The sequence below is a fragment of the Iodobacter arcticus genome (assembly GCF_042664895.1).
GTDB classification, from domain to species: Bacteria; Pseudomonadota; Gammaproteobacteria; order Burkholderiales; family Chitinibacteraceae; genus Iodobacter; species Iodobacter arcticus.
In genome coordinates, this window is sequence record NZ_JBHTBQ010000047.1 from 59,174 (window position 1) to 71,263 (window position 12,090).

The window sequence follows — 12,090 nt, forward strand, 5'->3', positions numbered from 1 at the left end:
GGATTTGGCTGTGTAAAAAAGTGCGGAGCAAGCATTTTGTTTTTGCCCTGATAAGGTGAATACCTTCGCCTGCTGCGGGTAAAGTGGTATTGTTTTTAGCGTAATTGTGGTCCTTTTTTACTTCTGAGCAGCACTAGCTCTTGGTTTGAATCCGGTATACTGGCCGCTGTTGATTCACTTTGGCTGACGAGATGTTCATGCGTGGTTTTTTCCCTTTGCTACTTAGTGCAGTTTTTTTGTCTTTTAGTGTTCAGGCAGAAGATGATCCTTTGCCCTTTGATGTGCCATCTGCGGCACCTGTTATTCAACGCACTTCAGTCGCGAATAAACCAGTAGCGACGAGTAATAAGCCCGTGGTTTATCGTGCGCAGCAGGCACGGTCTAAAGCGCGTGTGGCAGGCAAGAAACGATCGGTTCAGAAGTCGGCAGTGTCTGGGGTGACTAAAAAGCAAGCGGCTAAGCGCACCGGTAAAAATGCAGTGTCAGTAAAAGTAAAGCAGGCCCCGGTTGCCAGCAAGAAAAAAGCGCCAAATAAAACAGCGCCCTTGGCTAGGTCCAAAGGTACAAAGGCCGTGCAGAAGAAACGCTAAACCGGCGGGGGATTTTGATCAAAAAATAATGGCAGCTTCTGGGCTGCCATTATTTTTGCCTCGGTACGCTTCGCTTGTCAGGCAAGCGCGAGTGGATGCTTTCGATAGTTTTCAGTAATATATAAGTAGAGTGATGTTATTTAATCTAATTTCCTCTTGTTTTTTTATTGAATACTTACGCCAAGGCTTGGTAGATGCTTGCTATGACCCTCCGCTATTCACTCCTTACTATGTTGTTCCCAACGTTTGTATCGGCGACTGAATTAAGAGTATTAGTTTTAAATGGCGATAGCATGCCTTGGGCAAAGCTGGAAAATCATCAGTTAACTGCGGGTCTTTATTTTGATCTGGGCCACGCTTTGGCTGGGCAGATGGGGCTACAAGCCCGTTTTATTCTGCTGCCGCGCAAGCGCCTGGTACACGCTCTGGAAAGGGGCGATGCGGATATCCTATGTAATTATTTGCCTGTCTGGTTGCCCGGTGCTTTTGACTGGAGCACGTCTTTTATCCCTAATGCGGAATTACTGATCAGTGATAAGCAGGCGGGCAAGCCAGCCAGTCTGAATGCTTTTGCTAATGTGCGGATTGGTACGGTTTTGGGCTATGTGTATTCGGAGCTGGATCAGGCTTTGGGGGCAACATTTGTACGCGATGATGCGCCTAGTATGCGTAATAATTTGCTTAAGCTGGCTGCGGGACGGGTGCAGCATCTGGTGATTAATCAGTTTGAGCTTGAATACCAGCAGAGGCAGGGGCGGCTTACAACACCTTTGCATCCGTATATGGTGCTTCGAAGCTTTAAGGGGCAGTGTGCGGTGTCCCGCTCAGGGAAAATAACAGTGAAAGCGCTTAATCAGGCGATTGCGGCTTTGCAGTCTCACCAAGTGTTGCAGCGGATTATGGGGCAATATCGCTAAAATCTGATCGGTTATAAGATAAGTAGCGATCAATCCGCTTGGCTCTGGCAAAGCGGATTGATGTTTGATTTGCTTAAGCAGAAATCTTGGCCAGCTCTTCAAAGTAAGTGGGGAATGTTTTTGCCGTGCATTGTGGGTCGTTAATTTGCACTGCTACCCCTTTGACGGCCACCAGCGAGAAGCACATCGCCATACGGTGATCGTCGTAAGTATCGATGGCGGCATTGGCAATGAGTGATTTAGGTGGCGTTACGGTAATAAAATCTTCCCCTTCAATCACGCTTGCACCCACTTTGCGCAGCTCGGTGGCCATGGCGCTGAGGCGGTCGGTTTCTTTAACGCGCCAGCTGGCGATATTTCTGAGTGTGGTTGGGCCTTTGGCAAAGAGCGCAGCCACGGCGAGGGTCATCGCGGCATCGGGGATATGGTTCATATCCGCATCAATGCCTATTAATTGACCACTGGCCGGTGGTGAGGCTTCAATAAAATTGCTGCCCCAAGTAATCTCGGCCCCCATCAAGGCCAGTGCTTCGGCAAAGCGCTTATCGCCTTGAATACTGTCGCTGCCCATGCCGGTGACGCGCACTTTGCCGCCACCCATTGCACCCGCTGCTAAAAAGTAAGATGCGGATGAAGCATCGCCTTCTACTTCGATCATCCCTGGGCTTTGGTAAGTTTGGCCCGCGGCAATGCTAAAGCGGCTCCAGCCATTTTGTGTAACTTCTACGCCAAATTTAGCCATTAGTTTGAGTGTGATGTCGATATAAGGCTTGGAGATGAGTTCACCGATCACTTCAATGGTGATCGCTTGGCCGGTGAGTGGCAGAGCCATTAAGAGTGCAGTTAAAAACTGGCTGGATACATTGCCTTTTACTTTGATGACTTGCCCGTTGAATGTTGCGGGCTTAATCGCCAGCGGCGGGTAGCCTTCCACACCGGTGCATGTAATATCTGCGCCCGCTTCACGCAGGGCATTCACCAAATCGCCAATCGGGCGCTCGTGCATACGGGCCACACCGCTGAGGGTGTAATGGCCTTGGCTGAGCGCCAGTGCGGCGGTCAGCGGGCGAAATGCGGTGCCTGCATTGCCTAGGAATAATTCTGTTGTTTTAACTGGAAACACACCTGCTGCGCCATGCACAATAAAATCACGGCTATCCCCGATTTGCTCCCATTTAATCCCTAATGCTTTCAGTGCTTCGAGCATATAGTGGATATCGTCTGCGGCCAGCAGCCCTTTCACCGTTGTTGTGCCTTCAGCCAATGCGGCAAGCAAAAGGGTGCGGTTTGAAATGCTTTTGGAGCCAGGCAGAGCAACAGTGCCGTTGACACGGGCGATAGGGGCGAGGGTGATGTGTTCCATAAGTCGTTCCGTGTTAAGGGTTTTTAGCAGGTTGGGAAGGGTGTATTGTGGGTCGTTCTAGCGGGGAGTGATGAATCACCGCTGAGTAAAAATCGTGTCACAAAAAAGGCAGTCGCCATGAAGATTTGTCATTAAAACCATCCCTAAGCGGTAGTAGTCTATCGATTTAGGAATGGTTTTAAGCTTAAAGCGCTCTAGTCGCGGTCATGTCCATGACCTTTTCCTTTTCCTTTTCCATGACCTCGGTCATGCCCGTGATGCTTCTTGTGATCGCCGTAGCGACCATCGTCGCGATCGTAGCTTCGATCCTCTCGATAGCGCGGGACGATTTCCGAGTTGTACCAGCTTTCTTGCACAAAATAGACAGGCCGGCTACAGGCATTGTATCGGCGACAGTGTTTTGACCAGTTTTTAGCGTGGCCCGGTGGAACGACCAAATACATCGGGGGTTGAACAACAGAGACCTGTTGTATGATTCTTGGCTCTTGATAAATGAGCCGTGGCTGCTGAAAGTCGCCAATATTGAAACTGCCATAAAAACCAGGCTGCCCAAATTGTACTGATACCCCTACATCGGCCGCATAAGCGGTTGATGAGATCAGCATGGCGAATAACAGACCTGCTTTGGTAAAATACTTTTTCATGATAATCCTTCTTCAAGCAAGGCCTTCATTTATTGGTAAAGCCCCGGAAAAATCAAGCCAATAATTGATCCAAGGTTGTCAGCACCTTATCAGGTCCGAGCTGATTGAGGCAGTTCATATGCTTGAGCGGGCAAACACGTTCAAAACAGGGGCTGCATTCTAAGTCTAAAGTCACAATTTTGGCATTGGCCGATAAAGGCGGGGTAAATTCGGGCGAGCTGGAGCCATAAATCGCGACCAACGGGCGTTCCAGTGCCGCAGCCACATGCATTAGGCCAGAATCATTGCTGACTACGGCGCGGGCAAGCGACATCATATCAATGGCTTCAGCCAGTGACGTTTTACCACAGTAATCAATGACATCCGCTGCGCCAGCCAGAATCTCATCAGCGATTTCACGGTCTTTGTTCGAGCCAAAAATACAGACCTGAAAACCACGGTTTAGCAGCGTTTGGGCAAGGGCGGCCATATGGCTGCCGGGCCAGCGCTTGGCCGGTCCATATTCTGCGCCGGGGCAGAGTGCAATCATGGGTTTGCTGGTATCAAAGCCTAATTTGGCAGCGCTGGCGGCACGGTCTTGATCGTTCACCACTAAATGCGGGAAGGGAACGGGGCGGGCAAGGGGTTGATCGGCGTCTTCGGCAAGAGCCGCAAAGCGCTCAACCATTTGCGGCAAGGCTAGTGGGTCGAGTACGCGGGTGTCATTCAGAAAACCGTAGCGCGATTCCCCTATCCAGCCCGTGCGGGTCTTGATGCCGCTAAAGAGCGGTAGCAGCGCAGATTTAAGCGAATTAGGCAGCACGATGACTTGATCGTAGCCACGCTTTTTCATTTTCCGCGCTAAAGTCCAGCGCGTGCCAAGTTTGAGCTCGCCATGACCAAAAGGCGTATCGAATGATTCGCTCACTTCGGGCATACGGGCGTGTAAGGGGCGTGTCCAAGCGGGGGCAAGCACGTCGAGGATCAGGCCGGGATGGCGTTGATGCAGGCGTCGGTAAAGGGGCTGGGCCATAATGGCGTCGCCAACCCATGCCGGGGCAATAATCAGAATTTTTTTCATAAGCTCAGGAGGGGCGAATTGGCGGTGAAATAAGGCGCAAGCTTGGCCAATTCATCCGTGCGTAGGGTGGGCGAAACCCGCCAAAGCGTGTCACCACATTGGGTAAAACGGCAGGTAAACCTGCCTTAATAATTAATGCCCTTTAACAACTTCACCGGCTTTTAGGCGGTAGTGCGTACCACAGTAAGGGCAAAGCGCTTCGCCATTTTGGGCAACAGGTAAAAATACGCGTGGGTGTGAATTCCAGCTCAGCATGTCAGGCATCGGGCAGTGCAGTGGTAAATCGCTGGCCAGTACTTCGATTTCGCGTTGGGTGTTTTCTTTGAGTTCCATGGGGTTTCTCTTTCATACTTGGTGATTCAATCACCATAGATCAAGGGAGTGGATGGGCTCCACTCCCTGCTTCAATATTAAATCAGTGTCAGCCAATCTTCGTGGAGAGGGTCTAAACCCTTCACACAGTCAAAATAGCGTTTTTGTAAGCGTTCGGTAATCGGGCCACGGCTACCGATGCCAATTGGACGATTATCCAGTTCACGAATCGGCGTGACTTCGGCGGCGGTGCCGGTAAAGAACGCTTCGTCTGCGGTATAGACTTCATCGCGGGTGATGCGTTTTTCGATGACTTCGATGCCTTCTTCTTTCGCCAGCGTAATCACGGTATTGCGGGTAATGCCATCTAAACAGCTTGAGACATCAGGGGTGTAGAGCTTGCCTTTCTTGACGATAAACAGATTCTCGCCAGCGCCTTCAGATACATAGCCTTCGGTATCGAGCAGCATCGCTTCATCATAGCCATCGGCGGCCGCTTCTTGGTGCGCCAGAATAGAGTTGACGTAATAACCGCTGGCTTTGGCACGCACCATGGATACGTTCACATGGTGGCGGGTAAAGCTTGATACTTTAACGCGAATCCCTTTTTCCAGGCCTTCAGTGCCCAGATAAGCACCCCACGGCCATGCCGCAACGATCACATTAATGGTGTTACCCGTGGCGGCGATGCCTAGCTTCTCTGAGCCAACAAAGGCCAGCGGGCGCAGGTAGCAAGAAGCCAGTTTGTTTTCACGCACCACCGTTTTTTGCGCTTCGAAGAGTTCTTCAAAGCTGAACGGGATGTTCATTTGGAAAATCTTGGCCGAGTTAAACAAACGCTCTGTGTGATCATGCAGGCGAAAAATAGCAGTGCCCTTTGGGGTTTCGTAAGCGCGTACACCTTCAAACACGCCCATGCCGTAATGCAAGGTATGGGTTAAAACGTGTGTGGTCGCGTCGCGCCACGGTACTAATTTGCCGTCATACCAGATAAGGCCATCGCGGTCAGACATCGACATATTGCAAACTCCTGCCCAAAGTGTTTGTGAGTAAGTAAGTGAGCATCGATTGTAACTGAAAAAGGCGGAACTGTTGGCGGGCTTGCATGTTGAGCGAAGAAAGCGGGGCCTTGTTTGCTTGGGACGCTGCTTTTTTTCTGCTAAACCGAGAAGGCTTGTTTGTTTTACTAATGGTAACGAGTAATCGTTTTGTCATCGTACTGTCATTAGAATGCGTGTCAAAAATAGCGCTGTACTGGTTTTAAGCTAAAAATTCTTTCGTTTTACTGTGATGTCGGTAAGCAATTTGTGGGAAATATTTAAAGCAGAGGGTTTCCGTTCATCATTATTTAACTCGCATTTTCTTAGTCTCGAAGTAACATAAGAAAAGTCTTATATTTAATAGAGTGAGAGACGTCGTGGATACAGATTTAGTGGAAGCACCGGAAAAACCGGTGAGCACAGAGCTGGGGCTGGCCCTAGCCGCCTCGTTGGCACTGGCAGCGTGTGGTGGCTCTGAAAGCGACCCAAGCGCGCCTGCTGCAATCACATCACCATCACCTGTAGTGACCAAGCCGCAAACGGACGCCGAGGCGGCGCGCTTTTTAGCGCAAGCGGGCTTTGGTGGCCGGTTTGCAGATCTGGAAGCGCTGAAGATAAGTGGCTATGAAGCTTGGCTTAGCCAGCAGTTTGATGCGATCCCTCCTGTGACTCGCTGGGAGTACGCCAAAGAATTGCGCGAGCGTGATTTACCGGCTTACCAGAACTGGCAGGTCGTGCCTAATGTGATGTGGCAAAGTATTTTTGTGGGTAAGAGTGCTGCTGGTAAGGATATTGTTGGTCAGGATGTGTTGCGGCAAAGAATGACGCTGGCTTTATCAGAGATCTTTGTAGTGAGCTATGCTGGGGTCGATGTAGGGGGGCCGATCAAGGTCTTGGTAATGGGCCACTTTATGGATTTATTGCAAAAAAGTGCTTTTGGTAATTTTAGAACGTTGCTAGAGGATGTCACGCTGAGTATTGCCATGGGTCGCATGCTTGGCATGCTTGGCAATTTAAAAGAAGACAGCAGAGGCCGCCGGCCGGATGAAAATTTTGCTCGTGAAGTGATGCAACTGTTCACGATTGGTTTGTATGAGTTAAATCTGGATGGCTCGCTGAAAAAAGGCGCAGATGGCAAGCCGATTGAGACGTATACCCTCGATACAGTGAGCAATTTGGCGAGAGTATTTACAGGCTGGTCAGCCCCGCTGCAGTTTAATTCTGCTGGTTCCGATCTTGAAGCAACGCGGCAGCCGATGGCTTTTCAAGCGGCGTATCATTCTACTTTGGAAAAAAACTTCCTGGGTACGTCCATCCCCGCCGGATCAGCAGGACCGGCCTCGCTGGGAATTGCTCTGGATACCTTGTTTAATCATCCCAATGTAGGGCCATTTATTGGCAAGCAGCTTATACAGCGTTTTGTTTGCAGCAATCCTTCTCCGGCGTATATCGCTCGTGTTGCGATGGTCTTTAATAATAATGGTCAGCAAGTTCGCGGGGATTTAAAAGCGGTACTGAGGGCCATTTTACTTGACCCAGAGGCAAGACAGGCACCCGATCTGATTGGGCAAACGGCGGGTAAGCACAGAGAACCGATGATCCGTTTGGCACAAATGATTCGCACACTGGATTATAAAAGCCCGGATGGCGCATGGCGGCTGGGTAATACGAATGATCCGGCCTGGCGTATAGGGCAAGTGCCTTTGGGGGCATCGAGTGTATTTAATTTTTTTAGGCCGGGCTATGCACCGCCAGGGTCTGAGTTGGCAAAGCAAGGGCTGGTTGCGCCAGAAATGCAGATCGTGTCGGAAATATCAACCATTGTGCTGATTAACTATTTGTACAATCTGCTGATCGATTCGCGAGGCAGTACCTTGCGAACGTATAACGATGCCAATGGTGTAAGTCAAAGTGATATTAAAGAGACAGGTCTGTCGCTCTTTTTGGACGATGAAAAAGCCCTTGCTGATCGACCAGATGTTCTGCTTGAGCGGTTTAATATTTTATTTGCATGCGGGCAGCTAAGTGCAGGCGTTAAAACGGCCATTATTAATAGTATTAGTAAGTTGTCCATTAGCGATCCTAATCCTGCCAGAGTGAATGTCCTGAAACAAAACCGCGTGATTGCGATGTTGTTAATGGTGCTGAGTAACCCAGAATATCTGGTCTTGAAATAGGAATCCCGATGGATAATACACTTTCTCGTCGCGAATTTTTACGTCGCGCCGGTATGCTGGCCGCCACAGGCGTTGCTGCACCGATAGCTTTTAATTTGTCTTTGATGAGTGAAGCCGCAGCGGCTACCTCGCCCAGTGATTATAAGGCTTTGGTGTGTGTGTTTTTGGCTGGCGGCAATGATCACCAAAACACCGTGGTTCCCTATGATTTGCAAAGTTATCAAGCCTACGCAAACATCCGCCAAACGATTGCTACCCCTCGCGACAGGCTTCTTCCTCTGGCAAGTTTATTGAGTGATGGCCGCCAAATGGCGCTGGCACCGCAATTAAGTGGCTTGGCTACTTTATTTGCAGCGGGGCGCTTAGGGATCGTTGCCAATATGGGGCCTTTGGCTCAGCCTACAACGAAAGCTCAGTATCAAAACCATACTGCCGTCTTGCCGCCTAAATTGTTTTCGCATAATGATCAACAAAGTTATTGGATGTCATCAATGGCGGAGGGGGCTGACTCGGGCTGGGGTGGGCGAGTGGGAGATTTGTTTCTGAGTGGTAATGGCAATGCCGCACTGAGTTGCATTTCGATTGGAGGGAATGGTCTTTATCTGAGCGGTCAGCAAGCGCGTAGCTTTGCTGTAGGCGTCGGTGGTAATCCGCTCTTGCTGTGGGGGTCGACCAATTTGTTCAGTCCGAGCTATATCAGTGAATTAAAAGCGCTGATGAGTAGTAATAAAAATAATTACCTAGAGGATGAATACGTCAAAGTAACACAGCGTGGTTTAAACACCTCAGCCCAACTGGATGCCGCACTTAAAGCGGCTCCGGTGCTGAATACGTCTTTTCCTGCAAATAATTCACTGGCGGACTCACTTAAAATGGTCGCTAAGCTGATTAGTACGCGTGGCCAGTTGGGAAATCAGCGGCAGGTGTTTATGGTGCAACTGGCTGGCTTTGATATGCACGATCGCTTATCTTCTCAGCATCCTATTTTGTTAAAAGCATTGAATGATGCGTTAATGGCTTTTGATGGCGCTTTAACTGAGCTGGGTTTACAGGATCAGGTCACTACATTTACCGGTTCTGAGTTTGGCCGCACTTTAAGTAGCAATGGCGATGGCTCGGATCATGGCTGGGCAAGCCACCATTTTGTGATGGGGGGGGCTGTAGCGGGTGGGCAAATTCATGGTCGGGTTCCCTTGCCTGTGATTGGTGGTGCTGATGATGTGGGGCAGGGGCGTTATATTCCTGATCTATCCGTTGAGCAGTTAGCGTGGCCCTTGGCTAAATGGTTTGGCGTGCCAGAGTCGGATCGCTATCTGGTTTTGCCTACTTTGGCAAAGTTTGATGAAAATGCTTTGAAAATAATGAAGCCGGTGCCGTGATCGGTGTCGTCGCTTCGTTTAAGGTGGTTTAGCAGTTTGGCCCGCGGGCCAAACTGCCCTAGCTTATTTGCTTAGGAAAGGCGGGCTCAGTTGCGTTCTGATTCCATTTTTGGGCTGCGCCCCATGAGCTCAGATAAAATATCCTGTACGGGCATATGCTCGAACAGCATTTTGCATACCGCCGCAGTAATCGGCATTTCAATACCCAGCTCATTGGCCTGACGCAATACTTCCCGTGCTGTGGGTACACCTTCTGCTACATGGCCTAAATTCTTTAAAATATCGTCTAGGTTTAGGCCCTGAGCCAGTAATAAGCCAACTCGGCGATTGCGCGATAAATCGCCTGTTGCAGTCAGCATTAAATCGCCGATTCCGGCAAGGCCCATCATGGTTTCTGTTTTACCGCCTAGGGCTGCGGCAAAGCGTGCCATTTCGGCAAGGCCTCGGGTCAGGAGTGCCGCACGAGCATTCAGGCCAAGGCTTAAGCCATCGCATACGCCCGCAGCAATCGCAATCACGTTTTTAACGGCAGCACCAATTTCTACGCCAATTAAATCATCGCTGGCATAGAGGCGTAATACCGAGGTGTTGAGCTCTTTTACGGTGTGACGGGCAAATTGCGCATCGCTCGCGGCAATAGTCACTGCGGCAGGTAGGCCTTGAGCCACTTCTTGGGCAAAGCTGGGGCCGGATAACATGCCGCGCGGCACTGCATCGGCCATTTCTTCTTTGGCAACTTGATGCGGCAACAGCATCGTGCCTGCTTCTAAGCCTTTGCAAGCCCAAAGTATGGCGGCTTTGCAATTTAAATTGTGTAGTGCTTTAAGCGAAGCACGTAAGCCTGACATGGGTGTAACAATCAAAACCAGTTCGGCATCCTGTACGGCGCAGGCTAAGTCGCCAGTAACAGACAATGAGGCGGGAAAAACCGCATCACTCAGATAACGAGGGTTAGCGCGCAAATCTTGCATTTCTTGCGCTTGATTAATATCTCGTGACCAAAGGGTAACCTGATGCCGGTCGGCAAAACGGATGGCGAGTGCAGTGCCCCAAGAGCCTGCACCCAATACGGCTAATTTCATACGCCCCACACTTCTTCAATGCGAATAAATCCGCTTACGCCATCACGGTGCTTCACTTTTAGCCAGCCGGTACGCGTGTTTTCCTGCATGTCCAGTAACAAATCTTTACCTGCGCGATAAAGAAGCGCTGATTTTGCATCTGCCGCTTTATATACGGGCGCATTACGTAATACTTGTACTGTGTGCTTGCTGGATAGGTCGCTTTTTTTTAACCAAGCTAAGCTGCCGGTGCGATCGCGCACTCTGGCCCAGCCGCCCTGTTCAGTAAGCAGCTCCAGTGGAGTGCCTTTACTGGCTAAGAATAACTTTTTAGCTTCATCACTAGGTGCTTCAGATAAAACGACACCATGGCGGGCAATGGATCGGTATTCAAGAGCAAAAGCCGCGTTGGCAGATAAGGCCAACGCAGCGATCACACTCAGTTTAATGAGTGGTTTGTGCATTTGCTGCCTGCTCTTCTGCTTGCTGACGCTGTTGCAAGTAGATTGCTTCAAAGTTGATCGGTTGCAACATCAGCGGTGGGAAGCCCGCGCGCGTGGTCAAATCAGAAACCGCTTCGCGTAGATAAGGGAACAGGATGCTTGGGCAACCAATGCCCAGTAGCGGATCCATTTCGCCTTCAGGTACGTTTTCAATATTGAATAAGCCGTTTTGGGTTACTTCAACCAAGAAAATCGTACGATCTTCTACAGTAGCTTGCGCCGTTACGGTTAAAGATACTTCATAAAAACCATTGTCAAAGCTGCGAGCCTGATTGCGGAACTGAATATTAAATTCGGGTTCGGCTTGTTCTAGAAAGGCCTGCGGTGAGTTTGGGGATTCAAGCGAAATGTCTTTTACATACAGTTTTTGAATAGCAAAAACGGGCTGAAGCTCTTGGTTCTGTTCGCTCATGGCAAATCCTTATCTTCTATTTATATTGGTGGAGTAAAACTTGAGGCGAAATCATCGCACGATTTGTATGTAGATTACTACCGTCTGTCTCGGTTTGATTGTATTACGCAGCCAGTAAAGCATCCAGCTCGCCAGCATGATCTAGCGCAGCTAAATCATCAAAACCACCAATATGGCGCTCGCCAATATAAATCTGCGGCACGGTGCGGCGGTTCGTGCGCGTCATCATCTCATCGCGGCGCTCTGGGTTTAGATCGATGCGCACTTTCTCAATCTCGGTGACGCCTTTTTTGTTTAATAAACGTTCAGCCATCACGCAGTAAGGGCAGACCCCGGTGCTATACATTAAAACATTGGCCATTTTGGGTCCTTATAAACCGGCTTTTAGATTAAATAACAGATGAGGGCAATTTGTGATTCTACAAGTCGAATTTTTAGGCTCTAGTCAATTTTATGTAAATCAATGACTTAGCGATTAACCTAGGTTTTGTTACTCCATAGAGGTTGACCCGATTGGGTTGAGTCGGTATAGTTCGGCCTCTCGCTGCAGCACACACAGCAACACGGTGTTCTAGCCGCAGCGAATGATCTTTAAAAAAATACAGTCGATGAGTGTGAGTGCTTGATTCGGA

At 49.6% G+C, this 12,090-nt stretch carries 13 protein-coding genes; 4 read left to right on the plus strand and 9 right to left on the minus strand.

Annotated features, from left to right (window positions below; genetic code table 11):
* The first annotated feature begins 197 nt into the window (after nt 1-197).
* Both ACFQNF_RS20750 and ACFQNF_RS20755 read left to right on the plus strand, forming a co-directional pair.
* On the plus strand, nt 198-590 hold the full coding sequence (locus ACFQNF_RS20750; RefSeq protein WP_380190314.1) for a hypothetical protein: 393 nt from the start codon (nt 198-200) through the stop codon (nt 588-590).
* 194 nt (nt 591-784) lie between these two features.
* The gene (locus ACFQNF_RS20755; RefSeq protein WP_380190316.1) at nt 785-1,507 is read left to right on the plus strand and encodes a substrate-binding periplasmic protein; all 723 of its coding nucleotides are present in this window, start codon (nt 785-787) and stop codon (nt 1,505-1,507) included.
* Between the two features lie 73 nt (nt 1,508-1,580).
* Here ACFQNF_RS20755 and aroA read toward each other — a convergent pair whose 3' ends face one another.
* From aroA to ACFQNF_RS20780, 5 genes are all read right to left on the minus strand, one after another.
* Complete coding sequence (gene aroA / locus ACFQNF_RS20760; RefSeq protein ID WP_380190318.1) at nt 1,581-2,870, minus strand: 3-phosphoshikimate 1-carboxyvinyltransferase; 1,290 nt, start codon at nt 2,868-2,870, stop codon at nt 1,581-1,583.
* 194 nt (nt 2,871-3,064) lie between these two features.
* Nucleotides 3,065-3,514, minus strand: a complete 450-nt coding sequence (locus ACFQNF_RS20765; protein WP_380190320.1) for a hypothetical protein — start codon at nt 3,512-3,514, stop codon at nt 3,065-3,067.
* Nucleotides 3,515-3,566: 52 nt separating this feature from the next.
* Nucleotides 3,567-4,574 carry a lipopolysaccharide heptosyltransferase II gene (gene waaF, locus ACFQNF_RS20770; protein WP_380190323.1) on the minus strand — a complete coding sequence of 336 codons (1,008 nt, stop codon included), beginning with the start codon at nt 4,572-4,574 and terminating at the stop codon, nt 3,567-3,569.
* Between the two features lie 132 nt (nt 4,575-4,706).
* Nucleotides 4,707-4,907 carry a zinc-finger domain-containing protein gene (locus ACFQNF_RS20775; RefSeq protein ID WP_380190325.1) on the minus strand — a complete coding sequence of 67 codons (201 nt, stop codon included), beginning with the start codon at nt 4,905-4,907 and terminating at the stop codon, nt 4,707-4,709.
* A 77-nt stretch (nt 4,908-4,984) separates the two neighbouring features.
* Nucleotides 4,985-5,905 carry a branched-chain amino acid transaminase gene (locus ACFQNF_RS20780; RefSeq protein WP_046350862.1) on the minus strand — a complete coding sequence of 307 codons (921 nt, stop codon included), beginning with the start codon at nt 5,903-5,905 and terminating at the stop codon, nt 4,985-4,987.
* A gap of 398 nt (nt 5,906-6,303) precedes the next feature.
* Here ACFQNF_RS20780 and ACFQNF_RS20785 point away from each other — a divergent pair, with 398 nt between their 5' ends.
* Complete coding sequence (locus ACFQNF_RS20785) at nt 6,304-8,103, plus strand: DUF1800 domain-containing protein (protein ID WP_380190328.1); 1,800 nt, start codon at nt 6,304-6,306, stop codon at nt 8,101-8,103.
* Between the two features lie 8 nt (nt 8,104-8,111).
* On the plus strand, nt 8,112-9,482 hold the full coding sequence (locus ACFQNF_RS20790) for a DUF1501 domain-containing protein (protein WP_380190330.1): 1,371 nt from the start codon (nt 8,112-8,114) through the stop codon (nt 9,480-9,482).
* Between the two features lie 86 nt (nt 9,483-9,568).
* Here ACFQNF_RS20790 and ACFQNF_RS20795 read toward each other — a convergent pair whose 3' ends face one another.
* The 4 genes from ACFQNF_RS20795 to grxC form a co-directional block, all read right to left on the minus strand.
* Complete coding sequence (locus ACFQNF_RS20795) at nt 9,569-10,564, minus strand: NAD(P)H-dependent glycerol-3-phosphate dehydrogenase (RefSeq protein WP_380190332.1); 996 nt, start codon at nt 10,562-10,564, stop codon at nt 9,569-9,571.
* The gene (locus ACFQNF_RS20800; RefSeq protein WP_380190334.1) at nt 10,561-11,007 is read right to left on the minus strand and encodes an SH3 domain-containing protein; all 447 of its coding nucleotides are present in this window, start codon (nt 11,005-11,007) and stop codon (nt 10,561-10,563) included. The genes ACFQNF_RS20795 and ACFQNF_RS20800 overlap by 4 nt, the downstream gene beginning before the upstream one ends.
* Nucleotides 10,988-11,458 carry a protein-export chaperone SecB gene (gene secB, locus ACFQNF_RS20805; protein ID WP_046350867.1) on the minus strand — a complete coding sequence of 157 codons (471 nt, stop codon included), beginning with the start codon at nt 11,456-11,458 and terminating at the stop codon, nt 10,988-10,990. Before secB ends, ACFQNF_RS20800 begins: the two co-directional genes overlap by 20 nt.
* 103 nt (nt 11,459-11,561) lie before the next feature.
* A complete protein-coding gene (gene grxC, locus ACFQNF_RS20810) occupies nt 11,562-11,819 on the minus strand; it encodes a glutaredoxin 3 (RefSeq protein ID WP_046350868.1) in 258 nt (85 codons plus the stop codon).
* Nucleotides 11,820-12,090: the final 271 nt, after the last annotated feature.